Source organism: Streptomyces sp. Tu 3180 (genome assembly GCF_009852415.1).
GTDB lineage: Bacteria > Actinomycetota > Actinomycetes > Streptomycetales > Streptomycetaceae > Streptomyces.
Genome location: NZ_WOXS01000002.1, coordinates 5,821,513 through 5,836,336, shown reverse-complemented (window position 1 = coordinate 5,836,336; position 14,824 = coordinate 5,821,513). Strand labels below are relative to the sequence as shown.

Genomic DNA, 14,824 nt, shown 5'->3' with positions numbered 1-14,824 from the left:
CCGGCACGCATCCACTGTCAAGTGGGTGGGACGGGAGTCTCATCATGTGAGCGGAGGGCCGTACCGCCACGGAGTACGGCGGTCACTCCCGCGGAGTACACCCCGGACCTCCCACCGGCGAACACGGGTTCGGCCGGTCCGTGCGGCACCGGATACCGCCCGGTGGCCAGCGCCCGGCGCAGCCGGTACTCGTCCAGCGGTCCGGAGAAGGCCGCGCCCTGGCCGTGCGTGCAGCCCATCGCGCGCAGGGCCACGGCCTGCTCGGGCAGGTCCACTCCGTCGGCCACGGACTGCATCCCGAGGTCGGAGGCGATGCGCAGCAGCCCGCTGGTGATCTTGTGCAGCCGGGCGGACTCCACCACGCCGTCGACCAGACCGCGGTCGAGCTTCAGTACGTCGACGGGAAGCCGCCGGAGGGCCGTGATCGCCGCGTAGCCGCTGCCGAAGCCGTCGAGGGCGATCCGGACGCCGACCCGCCTGAGCGCGGCCAGGCGGCGCTCCAGCTCGTCCAGACCGACCCGGGGGTCGGTGTCGGCCAGCTCGATGACCAGGGATCCGGGCGGCAGCCCGTGCCGGGTGAGCAGGGCCTCGATCGAGCCGAGCGGCAGCGACCGGTCCAGCAGCCGGCGCGCGCCGAGCCGGACGGCCACGGGCACCGACAGGCCGGTCGCGTGCCGTTCGGCGGCCTGCTCCACGGCCTCCTCCAGCACCCACCGGCCCAGCTCGGCGGTCTTCTCGCCGTCCTCGGCCGCCCGCAGGAACTCCGCCGGGCTGAAGAGCACCCCCTGGGAGGAGCGCCAGCGCGCCTGGGCGCAGACCGATGTGATCCGGCCGTCCTCCAGGCACACCACCGGCTGGTGCAGCAGCGAGAACTCGCCGTCGTGCAACGCCGCGCGCAGCCGTGTGGCCAGCTCCGCCCTGCGGACGACGTCCTGCTGCATCTGCGGCCGGTACAGCTCCACGCGGCCCTTGCCCGCGGCCTTGGCCCGGTACATGGCGAGGTCGGCGTTGCGCAGCAACTCGCCCGCCCCGATGCCGGGTTCGGCGAAGGCGACGCCGATGGAGGCGTTGACGCGGACATCGTTGCCGTCGATGGGGTAGGGCTGGGAGAGGGTCGCTCTGAGCCGGTCGGCGAGTTCCAGGATGTGGCGCTCCCGGGCGTCCCGGTCGCGGACGCCGTCCCCGACGATCAGGGCCGCGAACTCGTCGCCGCCCAGCCGGGAGGCGGTGTCGCCCTTGCGGACCGCCTCCTGCAGCCTGCGGGCGGCCTGGACGAGCAGTTCGTCCCCGGCCTGGTGGCCGATCGTGTCGTTGACGCCCTTGAAGCCGTCGAGGTCGATGAAGAGCACGGCCGTGCCCCTCAGGGCGGCTCCGCGGTCGGAGGCGCGGCGGCCGGACAGCGCCTGCTGGACCCGCCGGGTGAACAGGGCGCGGTTGGGCAGGTCGGTGAGCGGGTCGTGCTCCGCGTTGTGCTGGAGCTGCGCCTGCAGCCGCACTCTTTCGGTGACGTCGCGGCTGTTGAAGATGAGGCCGCCGTGGTGCCGGTTGACGGTCGACTCGACGTTGAGCCAGCCGCCGTCGCCGGAGCGGAAACGGCACTCGATGCGCGTGGTGGGTTCCTCGGCCGAGTCGGCGGCGAGGAAGCGGCGCACCTCGTGCACGACGCAGCCCAGGTCCTCCGGGTGGATGAGGTGGGCCAGTTCCGTGCCCACCAGCTCCTCCGCGGGCGGCCGTACACCCCGGCGGCGGCCGGGGAGACGTAGCGGAGGACGCCGCTGGGCGCGGCGATCATGATGACGTCGCTGGAGCCCTGCACCAGGGAGCGGAAGTGGTTCTCCTGCTGCGCCAGTTCCTGGGTGAGGGTGATGTTGTCGAGCAGCATGATGCCCTGGCGCACGACGAGCGCGAGCACCACCGTCCCCCCGGTGATCAGGACGACGCGGTCGACGCTGCGGCCGTTGAGGACGTTGTAGAGGATCCCCAGGGTGCACACGGCCGCGGCGAGGTACGGCGCGAGGGCGGCGAGGGAACCGGCGATGGGGCGGGCGGCCGTATACCGGCCGTGCTCGGTGCCGGGCGCGGGCGGACGGTCGGGGTCCGGGCCGCCGCGCCACCCGGGCAGGTGCTCGCGGACCACGCGCGTGTGCTCCTCGCCCTCGGGCCGGCCGTCGCGGGGCGCGGTCCACGGGGCGTACGCCAGGAGCAGCGAGCCGGCGAACCAGCCCGCGTCGAGCAGTTGCCCGGAGCGGTAGCTGCTGTGCACCAGCGGCGAGGTGAACAGGGCGTCGCACATGACGGTCAGCGCCAGCGCGCCGATCGCGGTGTTGACCGCGGAGCGGTTGACCGCCGAACGCCGGAAGTGCAGCGCCAGCACCATGCTGACCAGGACGATGTCGAGCAGCGGGTAGGCCAGCGACAGCGCGGTGTGCGCCACGTCCGGGCCCTCGGCCTGCGCGGCCTGGGCGAGCGCGAGGCTCCACGCCAGGGTGAGCAGGGAGCCGCCGATCAGCCAGGCGTCCAGCGCGAGACAGACCCAGCCGGCCTTGGTCACGGGCCGTTTGGCGAGCACCAGCAGGCCCACGATGGCGGGCGGCGCGAAGCACAGGAAGAACAGGTCGGCGTAGCTGGGGCTGGGCACCGGGAGCCCGAGGACCACCTCGTACCACCCCCAGACCAGGTTGCCCAGGGAGGCCATGGCCGACGAGAGGCCGAACAGCAGCCAGGCGGGCCGGAACCGGACGCGCGGGCTGCGGGCGTAGACGAAACAGGACACGGCGGCGGCCGCCGCCGCGGCGCTCAGCCCGAAGTCGCCCATGACGAGGGCGAGTCGATCCGAGCCCCAGCCGAACGCGGCACCGACGGCGTAGGACGCGCAGACGAGGGCGAGGACGAGCTGCGCGAGCGGACCGGGCCGGCGGTCGGCGACCGGTGCGCGGGGCGGCAGCGCCTCCTGGGCGGGCTGCGGCAGCACCGCCCCCTCGAGCGTGGACGTGGGGGTGGGTGCGCTCACCGGCACCTCCCGGTCCGCGCCGCGCCCGGGTCCCTGGTCCCCTGCTGCACCGGGTGGGCATGCCTCCCGCGGCCGGTGCGCCCGCGGTGGTGCGGCAGGGGGCCGTCGTGACGGCCGCGGTGATGACCGCGGCCGCGCGCGGCCGCGCCCCACGGTCGACGCCGACGGCTCCGCCGCGTCGGATCGCTCGTCCAAAGGCCGTGCATCGCCCGTCGCCCCCCTTGCCCATCCGCAATGTCCATCCCCGGCGCCGTCGGTCAGCGGCGCAACCCCTGTCGGGACGATACACCAGTTTCGTCACTCAGGGACATAAGATCTCTACTCTCCGTAACGATCACCTGACGTACGAGTACCCACCGCGCCCGAAAGGTTGCGGGCGGTACTCGAAGCGGATCACGAGGATTCCGCTCCCGTCACCAGGATCACGTTGCCGAGCTCCTCCCGGTTCAGGAAACGGTGCAACTGGTCCACCAGCAGGCGCGCGGCGCGCGGCAGGAAGGCGGAGGTGGGTCCGCCCACGTGCGGGCTGATGAGGACGCCCGGCGCCCGCCACAGGGGATGGTCCGCCGGCAGCGGCTCGGGGTCCGTCACGTCGAGGGCCGCGGTGATGCGGCCGCTCTCCACCTCCGTGAGCAGGGCCTTGGTGTCGACGACGGCCCCGCGGGCCACGTTCACGAGCAGGGCGCCGTCCTTCATCCGGGCCAGGAAACCCGCGTCCACGAGGTGGCGGGTGGCCTCGGTCAGCGGGGTGGAGAGGACGACGACGTCCGCCTCCCGGAGCAGGGAGGGGAGTTCGGTGAGCGGGTGCACCGGACCGCGCGCCGTGGTGCGCGCAGAGCGCGCGACGCGCGCCACCCGCGCGACCTCGAAGGGAACGAGCCGGTCCTCGATGGCCGCGCCGATCGAGCCGTACCCCACGATGAGCACGTTCTTGTCGGCGAGCGCCGGCCGGAACCCGCCGCGCCACTCCCCCCTGTCCTGGGCCCGCACGAAATCGGGGATGCCGCGCAGGGAGGCGAGGATCAGCGCCAGCGTGAGCTCCGCGGTGCTGGCCTCGTGCACTCCGCGCGCGTTGCACAGCCGTACCCCGGCGGGCAGGTGCCTCAGGCCCGGCTCCACGTGGTCGGTGCCGGCCGAGAGGGTCTGCACCACCCGCACGGAACGCATCAGCGGCATCGGCCGCACGCCGACCCCGCCGGGCTTCATGTAGGGCACGACGTAGAAGACGCAGTCGGCCGGGTCCGCGGGGAAGTCCTCGCCGCCGTCCCAGAAGCGGTAGGCCGGCCCTTCGGGAAGGCCCTCGATCTCGTCCGGCGGGATGGGGAGCCACACGTCAGCAGTCATGGTCCGGAGGCTAGTTCAGGAGTCCGCGGGCGCAGAGGTTAGGTTGGGGGAGCGGGAGAGGGAGGGTCACGACCAGGTGGAGCGCAGGACGATCGGTGCGGCGGCGCTCGCGGTGGGGGCCGTCGGACTCGGGTGCATGCCGATGAGCTGGGCCTACAGCACCTCCCGGCAGCGCGGCGAGGAGTCGCTCAGGGCGGTGCACCGGGCGCTGGACCTGGGCTCGACGCTCCTGGACACCGCCGACATGTACGGCCCGTTCACCAACGAGCTGCTGCTCGGGCGGGTGCTGAAGGAGCGGCGCTCCGACGCCTTCGTGTCCACGAAGGCCGGCCTGCTGGTGGGCGACCAGCACATCGTGGCCAACGGCCGTCCCGGATACGTGAGGAGGGCCTGCGACGCGTCGCTGCGCCGGCTCCAGACCGACGTCATCGACCTGTACCAGTTGCACCGCGCCGACCCGGAGGTCCCGATCGAGGAGACCTGGGGCGCGATGGCGGACCTCGTGCGGGCCGGGAAGGTACGGGCGCTGGGGCTGTGCGCGGTCGGGGCGCGCTCGGCCCGGCGGCCGGGGGCGCGGCTGCACGACGCGACGATCCGGCAGCTGGAGCGGGTGCAGCAGGTCTTCCCGGTGAGCGCGGTCGAGGCCGAGCTGTCGGTGTGGTCGCCCGAGGCGCTGGAGACGCTGCTGCCGTGGTGCGAGAGCCGGGGCATCGGTTTCCTGGCCGCGATGCCCCTGGGCAACGGCTTCCTGACCGGCACGCTCACGCCCGGCGTGGGCTTCGAGCCGGACGACCTGCGCGCCCGCCACCCCCGGTTCACGGCCGAGATGATGGCCGCGAACCAGCCGATCGTGGTCGGTCTGCGCCGCGTCGCCCGCCGCCACGGCGAGCACGTCACCCCGGCCCAGGTGGCCCTGGCCTGGGTGCTGACCCGGGGCCGCCACGTGGTCCCGGTCCCGGGCGCCAAGCGGGAGCGGTGGGTCGCGGAGAACGCGGCGGCGGCCGGGCTGCGCCTGACGGAGCGGGACCTCGCGGAGATCGCGGAACTGCCCGCGGCGCAGGGGTCGTGGGACTGAGCCGCGGACCGGGTCCGGCGCCGGACCGCGCGGACCGCGGGCCGGAGTGCGCGTGATCGGCAACCCTGGAGGCGCGAGCGGTGTATGACAGGGGGAGACCCCCGCGTCGAAGGGACAAGATCGTGCAACGACGAGCCGTGACGGCCCTGCTGGCCGCCGCCGCGCTCCTGCTCACGGCCGGCTGCTCCTCCGACGACGGAGGATCGCCGGGCAGGGACGACAGCGCCTCCCCGACCGGTACGAGGACGCCGTCGTCGTCGCCGGAGCGGACCGCCGGGCAGACGCCCCCCGCCAAGGGCTCGGTGAAGGTGCTCCGCACGGTCGCCACGGGCCTGAGCACTCCCTGGGGCCTGGCCCCGCTGGGCGACGGCGACCTGCTGGTGTCCTCCCGGGACGAGGCGACGATCACGCGGATCGACGGGAGGACCGGCGAGAAGACGGAGCTGGGCGAGGTGCCGGGGGTGTCGCCGTCCGGCGAGGGCGGCCTCCTCGGCATCGCGCTCTCCCCGGAGTACGCCTCGGACCGCATGGTCTACGCCTACTTCACCTCGGCCTCCGACAACCGCGTCGTCCGCATGCTGTACGACGAGCGCAAGCCCCCCGGCGAGCAACTGGGCGCGCCCGACACGGTCTTCCGGGGCATTCCCAAGGGGGTGATCCACAACGGCGGCCGGATCGCCTTCGGCCCGGACCGGATGCTGTACGTGGGCACGGGCGAGAGCGGTGACACGGGCCTGTCCCAGGACAGGGACTCGCTGGGCGGCAAGATCCTGCGGCTGACCCCGGAGGGCGAGCCCGCTCCGGGCAACCCGTTCCCCGGCTCCCCGGTGTACTCGTACGGCCACCGCAATGTGCAGGGCCTGGCCTGGGACCGCCGGCAGCGGCTGTTCGCCTCGGAGTTCGGCCAGAACACCTGGGACGAGCTGAACGCGATCGCGCCGGGCGACAACTACGGCTGGCCCGAGGCGGAGGGCCGGTCCGAGGAGGACGGCTTCCACGACCCGGTCGACCAGTGGAGCACGGACGAGGCCTCGCCCAGCGGCATCGCCCACGCCGAGGGCTCGGTCTGGATGGCGGGCCTGCGCGGTCAGCGCCTGTGGCGCATACCGCTGAAGGGCACCGAGGCCTCGGCGGACCCGCAGGCCTTCCTGGAGGGCGAGTACGGCCGGCTGCGCACGGTGGTCGCGGCGGGCGACGACAAGCTGTGGCTGGTCACCAGCAACACGGACGGCCGCGGCGACCCGGAGGACGGCGACGACCGGATCCTGGAGCTGCAGGTGAGCTGAGCCGGGCGGTGGGGCCTCAGTCCGCGGCCGTCGCCCCCTCGTCCGGCGCATCCGGCTCGTCCGGCGCCGCCGGGCGTACGACCACCTTCCCGGAGGCGAGGTCTATCGGCCCGCGTCCCGGGTCGGCATCGCCGACGTCCTCGCGGGTCAGCTCCAGCCGGTTCTGTTCGTCGCGGGTGTGCCTGCGGCCGGGAGCGAACAGTTCCTCGAAGGCGTTGAACATCGCTCCCCTTTCCAGGGCCGCGTGGGTGACACGGCCATTATCCCGCCGCCTGCCGCTTCCCGGCCTCCGCCGGGAACAGGTCCAGCCGGTGGGCCACCGCCGCCGCCTCCCCGCGGCCGGAGACGCCCAGCTTGGCGAGGATGTTGGAGACGTGGACGCTGGCCGTCTTCGGCGAGATGAACAGTTCCTCGGCGATACGGCGGTTGGTGTGGCCGGCGGCCACCAGCCGCAGGACGTCGCGCTCCCGGCCGGTGAGACCGAGGGCGTCGGCCGGATCGGCGGGAGCGGCCGGGGCCGGCACCCGGGCGGCCGGGTTCAGGACGAGGCGGGCGCGCCGGGCCAGCAGTCCGACCGACCGGGCCAGCGGGCCGGCGCCGAGGTGGTCGGCGACGGCCCGGGACAGCCGGAGCAGTTCCGTGGCACGGGCGCGCTCGTCGTCGCCCGCGCCGGAGGCGAGCAGCGCCTCGGCGAGCCGGAACCGGACGCGCGCGAGGTCGTAGGGCCGCCCCAGCGGTTCCACGGCGGCGACGGCGGCGCTCCACTCCCCCGGCGCGGGCACGCCCTCGGCCCGCAGCAGCTCGGCGCGCAGCCAGACGTCGTACGCCTGCCACACCGGTACGCCGGTCGTCAGGGTCCTGGCCGCCTTGCGGAGGCGTTCGAGGATCTGCGGGCGGCCGGGTTCGGTGGCCGGGTCGCCGTAGGCGTCGGCCTCGGCGGCCGCGGCGGCGAGCAGCAGGGGCCAGCCGTAGCGCTGGGTGCCGGGCGGGAGGCCGGCGTCGAGGGCGGTGAGCAGTTCGGCCCGGGCGTCGGGGAGGCGGCCCTCGGCGGCGGCGATGCCGAGGGCGACCCAGGTCATCGGAAGGGCGTACTGCGGCATCGGGTCGTGCGTGCCGAAGAAGGTCCGGGCGTCGCGGAGACGGCGGGCCGCCTCGACCAGGTCCCCCCGGTCGTAGGCGAGGTGTGCCAGGCGGATCGAGCCCCCGGCGCGCGGCTTGGCGCTCTGCTCCAGACGCTGCGCGTCGGCCGCGGCCTCGGCCGCCTCGTCCCAGCGGCCGAGGGAGTGGAGGGATTCGGCGAGGTTGCCCCACACCCAGCCCTCGGAGTCCAGCAGGCCGAGCCCGCGGGTGACCCGGATGCCCTCGCGCAGGAGCGCGGCCGCCTCCTGGGAGCGGCCGACGCCCTCGAGGACGGAGGGGAGGTTCACATGGCTGCGGCCCACCACCGTGTCCACGCCGAGTTCGGTCGCCCGGTCCTTGACCTCGTACATCTCCGCGAGGCCGGCCTCGATGTCGCCGGCGTCGACCATCAGGCCGCCGAGGGTGAGGCGGGCGTTGAGCTCGATGTCGTGGGCGCCGACCATGCGCGCGTACTCGACGGCGCGTTCGGCGGCGGCCATGGCCTCCGGGCCGGGCCGGTGCAGCATCGACCAGGCGGCGGCGGAGGCGAGCACCTGGGCGTGCACCTCGGAGGGCGGCAGGCCGCGCACCAGGTCCTGTGCGGTGGCGAGCTCCGCCCAGCCGTCGCCGCGGGCGAGGGACTGGGTCAGCCGGGAGCGCTGTTCCCAGAACCAGGCGGCGCGCAGGGGGTCGGGGTCCTCCTCCAGGAGGCGCAGCGCCCGTTTGGTGATCTTCATGGCGCGTTCGCGTTCCCCGCAGAGCCGTCCGGCGACGGCGGCCTCGGCCATCAGGTCGAGGAAGCGCAGGGGGGCCGTCTCCGGATCGCAGCCGCAGGGCGGATAGGCCTCGGCGTAGCCGGCGGGGCGCAGGGTGGCGCGGACGTCGTCGGGGACGGAGTCCCACAGTTCCATCGCCCTCTCGAGCAGGCGCAGCTGCTCGGAGTGGGCGTGGCGCCGGCGCGCCTCGACGGAGGCGTCGAGCACGGCGGGCAGCGCCTTGGCCGCGTCGTGCGCGTGGTACCAGTAGCTGGCCAGGCGGGTCACGCGCTCGTCGGCCGGCACCAGGGCGGGGTCGGCCTCCAGCGCCTCGGCGTAGCGGCGGTTGAGGCGGGAGCGTTCGCCGGGCAGCAGGTCGTCGCTGACGGCCTCGCGGACCAGGGAGTGGCGGAAGCGGTAGCCGTCGCGGTCGGGCGCGGGGCTGAGGATGCTGGCGTTGACGCCGGCGCGCAGGGCCTCGATGAGGTCGTCCTCGGTGAGCCGGGTGACGGCGGCGAGCAGCCGGTACTCGACGATGGAGCCGCCCTCGGCGGCGATCCGGGCGACGCTCTGGGCGCTCTCCGGCAGTCCCTCGACCCGGACCAGGAGCAGGTCGCGCAGCGAGTCGGTGAGTCCGGTGCAGCAGCCGCCCTGGGCGGCGACGGCGAGTTCCTCGACGAAGAAGGCGTTGCCGTCGGAGCGCTCGAAGATCTGGTCGACGCTGTCGGGTTCGGGTTCCCGGGCGAGGATGCCGGCGATCTGCCGGCCGACCTCGTCGCGGTTGAAGCGGCCGAGTTCGACGCGCCGGACCGTGCGCAACCGGTCCAGCTCGGCGAGGAGCGGACGCAGGGGGTGCCGGCGGTGGATGTCGTCGGAGCGGTAGGTGGCGAGGACGACGAGGCGGCCGGTGCGCAGGGTGCGGAAGAGGTAGGCGAGCAGGTGGCGGGTGGAGGCGTCGGCCCAGTGCAGGTCCTCCAGGGCGAGGACGACGGTGTGTTCGGCGGCGACGCGTTCCAGCAGCCGGGCGGTGAGTTCGAAGAGGCGGGCCATGCCCTGTTCGTCCCGGCGGGCCTCGCGGGCGGCGGCGGTGCCGAGCTCGGGCAGCAGGTGGGCGAGTTCCTCCTCCTGTCCCGCGGCAGCCGCGGCGAGCTCGGCGGGCAGGTCGCGGCGCAGCCGGCGCAGGGCGGTGGAGAAGGGGGCGAAGGGCAGTCCGTCGGCGCCGATCTCGACGCAGCCGCCGAGCGCGACGACCGCGCCGCGGCGGCGCGCCGCCGCGGCGAACTCCTCGAGGAGGCGGGTCTTGCCGACGCCGGCCTCACCGCCGATCAGCAGCGCCTGCGGTTCGCCCGGGCCGTCGGCGGCCCGGGCGAGCGCGTCGTTCAGCGTGTCGAGCTCAGCGGTGCGGCCGACGAACACGGGACTGACGGACTTGGTCTCCACGGCCCCGAGCATCGCACGCGGCTCCGGCGGACGGGCACCGCTTTTCGCACCGGAACCCGGTTCCGGCGCACCTCCCGCGACCCGCCCCGCACCGGGCCGCGACGCGCCACCGGGTCTCGTCCCGGCACCGGTTCCCGCGGGGACGGACTCCGGCGGGCGGCGTGCGCACGCGGCAGGCGCCGGGGCGCCCGCGGCCCGGGGACGGCGGCCCTCCCCCGTGCGGCCGCCGTCCCGGGGGCGGCGGCCGGTGCCGCCGCCGTCCCCCGCGTCCGGGCTCATGCGGCCCGGATGAACCGGTCGCGGCGGTCGCGGCGGGTATGGCTCTCGGGACCGGCGTCCCGTGCGGCGGCCTCGCGGCGGGCGGCGCGGCGGAGGCGGCCGGCCTCACGGGCCTGCCGCTCCTGCCCGGCCCGGCGGACGAGGTCTTCGTGGCGGAACTGCTGGAACCGGTACTCGAACATGGCGTGATCTCCTGGAGGAATCGGTGTCGGACATCGCTTTCCGCGATGCCTCCACCCTCGTCCGCGAGGCGGCCCGGCCGCATCGGGAGAGTTCCGCATCTTCGGCGGCCCGGAGGGCCTTAGACGTGCGGGAGGGGCCTTAGGGCGTCCATGAGCACCTCACGGACGCCCTAAGGCCCCCCGGCTTCCCGGCGACGCACCGGCTCAGCTCGCGGCGGGCAGGCCCAGCAGCACGTCGGTGTACTTGAGGACGGCCAGCAGCAGCCCGACGACGCCGAGCGAGACGCCCGCCCAGGCGACCGACCTGGTCCAGGCCGCCTGCGTCCGGCCCGGGGCGCCGAACGCGGGCCGGACGAGCACCACCACGCCGACGATCAGCGCGGTCAGCGCGAACAGGCCGGCCCACAGCGCACTGGTGCGCCACGCGTCGCCGTACACCTCCGCGACCTGCGTCGCGACACTCGCGTCGGCGGCCGTCTCCAGCTGGCCGATGAGGGTCTCGCGCGCGGCGGCCACCGTGCCCGGCCAGCTGCCGGTGAGCGAGACGACGCCGAGCGCGGCGGAGACGACCGCGGCGGCGCCCTGCCCGGCTCCGGAGGCGTTCCCCTTCCCGGATCCGGGTTCCGGTTCCGTGTCCGGCTCCGGTTCCGTGTCCGCCCCGGCCCCGGGGGCCTCGGCGGCGTCCGACGCCTCCTTGTCGCGCCCGGGGCCGACGGCCCCGGTCCTGTTCTCGTCCACTGTCCTGGTTCCCATGTCCCGCACCGTACGGACGCCGTCTGAGAGTCAGCTCAACGGCCGCTGCGGGCGGCCGCTCACCGGCCGTCGGACGCGGCCCGCGCCGCACGCCACTCGGGGGCCAGGACGGACCACACCTCCAGGTCGTGCCGTACACCGCGGTGGAGGTGGGCCTCGCGCCGCACTCCGTCCCGGGTCATGCCGAGCCGACGGGCGACGTCGACGCTCGCCCGGTTCCCGGCGGCGGCGACCCACTCGACCCGGTGGATGCCGCGCTGCTCGACCGCCCAGTCGATAAGCACCCGCATCGCGCGCGTGACGAGCCCGCGGCCGGTGGCGGCGGGCTCCAGCCAGCAGCCGACCTCGCAGCTGCCGTTCGCCGCGTCGAAGTTCAGCGTGAGCACCCCGCCCACCAGCGTGCCGTCCAGCCACAGTCCGTGCAGCGAGGCCGTGTCGGCCGCGCGCCAGTCGGCGTACCGCTGGAGCACCTCACGGGCCCCGGCCGGGTCGGTGGCCTTGGAACCGAAGGGGACGTACCGGTTGATGAACTCCCGGCCCCGGTCCAGGTGGGCGAGGAACTCCTCGGCGTGCCAGGGTTCCAGGGGACGCAGTTCGGCTCCGTCGTCACCCAGTCGTATCGCGTACATCCCGCTGCTGCTCCTCCTCGGCGAGCACGTCCGCCGCCTCGGCGTCCGTGGCGGCGGACAGCCTCTCATGGCCGGCACGGGCCTCGGGCGGCTCGATGCTGATCCGCGGCAGGATCCGGTCCAGCGAGCGCGGCAGCCACCAGTTGGCGCCGCCGAGCAGGTGCATCAGGGCGGGGACGAGCAGGGTGCGCAGCACGAAGGCGTCGAGGGCGACGGCCGCGGCGAGCGCGATGCCGAACATGGCGATCACGCGGTCACCGCTGAGGACGAAGGCCAGGAAGACCGAGATCATGATCACGGCCGCGGAGTTGATCACCCGGCCGGTCTCCGCGAGGCCGACGCGGACGGCGCGCCGGTTGTCGCCGGTCTCCAGCCACTCCTCGTACATCCGGCTCACCAGGAAGACCTGGTAGTCCATGGAGAGCCCGAAGAGGACCGACACCATGATCACGGGCAGGAAGGGCTCGATGGGGCCCGCCCGGCCGAGGCCGAGCAGTTCGCTGCCCCAGCCCCACTGGAAGATCGCCACGACGACGCCGAAGGCGGCGGCGACGGCGGCCACGTTCATCACGGCGGCCTTCAGCGGTATGCCTATGGACCGGAAGGCGAGCAGGAGCAGCAGACAGCCCAGGCCGATCACCACGCCGACGAAGAGGGGCAGCTTGGCGACGATGACGTCGGCGAAGTCGTCGTAGCCGGCCGTCACGCCGCCGACCCGCACGTCGAGCGAGGTCCCCGTCTCGGCCCGGGGCAGCACGTCGGCGCGCAGCCGGTCGACCAGGTCACTGGTCCGCTCGGACTGCGGGGAGGACTCCGGTACGACGGTGAGGTGGGCGGTGCCGCCGCCCGCGCCGTAGGTCACCGGGGAGACCGACGCGACGCCGTCGGTCCCGCGCAGGGTGGTGCCGAGGTTGTCCAGGGCGAGCCGGTCCTCGGCGCCGCCGACCTCGGTGACCAGGGTGAGGGGACCGTTCACGCCCGGGCCGAAGCCCTCGGCGAGGAGGTCGTAGGCCTGGCGGGTGGTGGACGTCTCCGGGTCGTTGCCCTGGTCGGAGGTGCCCAGGTGGAGGGAGAGGGTGGGCAGCGCGAGGACGGCCATGACGACCACCGCGATCGCGCCGAGCAGCTTGGGGTGGCGCTCCACGAACGCCGACCAGCGGGCGGCGAACCCGGTCGGCAGCTCCGGCTCGGGCCCGTGCTCGGCCAGCCGGCGGCGCTCGCGGCGGCTGAGCGCGCGCATGCCGATGAGCGACAGCAGGGCGGGCAGCAGGGTGACGGAGGCGGCGACGGTCAGCACCACCGTGAGCGAGGCGGCGACGGCGACGCCGTTGAGGAAGTTCAGCCGGAGGATCAGCATGCCCAGCAGGGCGATGCAAACGGTGGCACCCGCGAACACGACCGCGCGTCCGGTGGTGGCGACGGCGTTCGCGGCGGCCTCGGCGACGGTGAGGCCGCGCTTCAGTCCGCGCCGGTGCCGGGTGACGATGAACAGCGCGTAGTCGATGCCGACGCCGAGCCCGATCAGCATGCCGAGCATGGGCGCGAAGTCGGCGACGGTCATGAGGTGCCCGAGCAGCACGGTCCCCGCGTAGGCGGTGCCGACGCCGACCAGGGCGGTGGCTATGGGCAGCAGCGAGGCGGCGAGCGAGCCGAAGGCGAGGAAGAGGACCACGGCGGCGACCAGCACACCGACGACCTCGGCGATGTGTCCGCCGGAGGACTCGCCGGGATCGACGGCGCCGCCGCCCACCTCGACGCGGAGTCCGTCGGCCTCGGCGGCCTTGGCCGTCCGCACCACGGCGGCGGCCTCGCCCTCGTCGACGTCCTCGGGCCGGGCGTCGAAGGTGACCGTGGCGTACGCCGTGCGGCCGTCCGCGCTGATCCGGCCCGCGCCGTCGTACGGGCCGGTCACGGCGGCGACGCCGGGCAGCTCCTCGATCCGGTCCAGGGTGCGGCGCACGGTCTGCTCGACGTCGGCGGCCCTGACGGTGCCGGACGAGGTGTGCCAGACCACGGTGCCGCTGTCGCCGCCGAGCCCGGGGAAGCCCTCCCGCAGCAGCTCGGTGGCGCGCCCGGACTCGGTGCCGGGGACCTCGTAGTCGTTCGAGTAGGCGGAGCCGGAGGCCACGGCGGCCGCGGCGGTTCCGCCCAGGGCGAGAAGCCACAGCAGAACGGTGATCAGACGGCGTTGGACACACCAGCGTGCGAGGGCTGCCACGAACGTGCTCCCGGAGTGACTGCGTGTGGATCTTCGAGCGGGAACAGCCGGGCATGGCCGAACTGCCCGCAAAGAACGCATGAGCAATGCCATGTCACTGTTGCAGGAGAAAATGATCGTTTGTCGTGTTCGTGGGCTTGTTCACAGGAGTGGGAGGCAACTCACACGACGATCGCACCGGCTCGGCGGCCGGGGGTGGCGCTCCTCACCCGAACCGGGCTCCCGACCGGGAACTCTCCGGGGCCGTTCAGTCGAACTGGTCCCCCAGCGCCATGGTCATGAGCCCCGCGACCAGCAGCCACAGCGCCCTGCGGGTACGCCCGCGGGACCCCAGGAGGGCTGCGAGGGCGCAGACGGCGGCTCCGCAGGCGTAGGCGACCGGGACGAGGACCGGTGCGGGGCCGGTGAGGCGGAGCAGCGCCGCGGCCGCCCCCGCCAGGGCCAGCACGGCCCCGGCGCCGGCCGCGGCCCACCGGGCCCGCCGCGCCTCCTCCCCGCCGTCGGTGTCCTCCGGGCCCGGGGTGCCCTCCGGATCCCGGGCGTCCTCCGGGTCCTCGGCGTGAGTGTCCGGAGGCGTGTCGGAATCAGCGCGTCCACTCATGGCGCGGGAGCGTAGCGCCTCGGTCCCGGAAACCCGGGTGCGGGGGCGCACGACCGCCTGTTAGCGTCCGTCGGTCCGATGTTCCGCGGCAGCCCGCCGCCGGCCGAAGCAGGTGCTTTGATGACTGTCCGTC

Annotated in this window: 10 protein-coding genes and 1 pseudogene; 2 read left to right on the top strand and 9 right to left on the bottom strand. The window is 74.5% G+C overall.

Translation table 11 applies throughout. The annotated features are described in order from the left end of the window. Positions 1 to 17: 17 nt before the first annotated feature. Both GL259_RS27180 and GL259_RS27175 read right to left on the bottom strand, forming a co-directional pair. Positions 18 to 3,010, bottom strand: a pseudogene (locus tag GL259_RS27180) (EAL domain-containing protein). A 393-nt stretch (positions 3,011 to 3,403) separates the two neighbouring features. After that, complete coding sequence (locus GL259_RS27175; RefSeq protein WP_159535934.1) at positions 3,404 to 4,354, bottom strand: 2-hydroxyacid dehydrogenase; 951 nt, start codon at positions 4,352 to 4,354, stop codon at positions 3,404 to 3,406. Between the two features lie 76 nt (positions 4,355 to 4,430). Between GL259_RS27175 and GL259_RS27170 the strand changes: the two genes are divergently transcribed. After that, positions 4,431 to 5,429: an aldo/keto reductase gene (locus tag GL259_RS27170; RefSeq protein ID WP_159535933.1), complete on the top strand. Its 999-nt coding sequence runs from the start codon at positions 4,431 to 4,433 to the stop codon at positions 5,427 to 5,429. A 137-nt stretch (positions 5,430 to 5,566) separates the two neighbouring features. Beyond that, on the top strand, positions 5,567 to 6,715 hold the full coding sequence (locus GL259_RS27165) for a PQQ-dependent sugar dehydrogenase (RefSeq protein WP_159539023.1): 1,149 nt from the start codon (positions 5,567 to 5,569) through the stop codon (positions 6,713 to 6,715). A gap of 16 nt (positions 6,716 to 6,731) precedes the next feature. Here GL259_RS27165 and GL259_RS27160 read toward each other — a convergent pair whose 3' ends face one another. The 7 genes from GL259_RS27160 to GL259_RS27130 all read right to left on the bottom strand — a co-directional run bounded on the left by GL259_RS27160 (position 6,732) and on the right by GL259_RS27130 (position 14,691). Next, positions 6,732 to 6,938 (bottom strand): DUF6191 domain-containing protein, encoded by a 207-nt coding sequence (locus GL259_RS27160; RefSeq protein WP_159535932.1) that lies wholly within the window; start codon positions 6,936 to 6,938, stop codon positions 6,732 to 6,734. Between the two features lie 37 nt (positions 6,939 to 6,975). Then, positions 6,976 to 10,041, bottom strand: coding sequence for a LuxR family transcriptional regulator (locus tag GL259_RS27155; protein WP_159535931.1), 3,066 nt, complete (start codon positions 10,039 to 10,041; stop codon positions 6,976 to 6,978). A gap of 263 nt (positions 10,042 to 10,304) precedes the next feature. Beyond that, positions 10,305 to 10,490, bottom strand: coding sequence for a hypothetical protein (locus GL259_RS27150; RefSeq protein WP_159535930.1), 186 nt, complete (start codon positions 10,488 to 10,490; stop codon positions 10,305 to 10,307). Positions 10,491 to 10,694: 204 nt separating this feature from the next. Then, a complete protein-coding gene (locus GL259_RS27145) occupies positions 10,695 to 11,243 on the bottom strand; it encodes a hypothetical protein (RefSeq protein WP_159535929.1) in 549 nt (182 codons plus the stop codon). Between the two features lie 59 nt (positions 11,244 to 11,302). Next, positions 11,303 to 11,872, bottom strand: coding sequence for a GNAT family protein (locus GL259_RS27140; protein WP_159535928.1), 570 nt, complete (start codon positions 11,870 to 11,872; stop codon positions 11,303 to 11,305). Further along, a complete protein-coding gene (locus tag GL259_RS27135; RefSeq protein WP_159535927.1) occupies positions 11,850 to 14,090 on the bottom strand; it encodes an MMPL family transporter in 2,241 nt (746 codons plus the stop codon). Before GL259_RS27135 ends, GL259_RS27140 begins: the two co-directional genes overlap by 23 nt. 247 nt (positions 14,091 to 14,337) lie before the next feature. Then, complete coding sequence (locus GL259_RS27130; protein ID WP_159535926.1) at positions 14,338 to 14,691, bottom strand: hypothetical protein; 354 nt, start codon at positions 14,689 to 14,691, stop codon at positions 14,338 to 14,340. Between the last annotated feature and the right edge of the window lie 133 nt (positions 14,692 to 14,824).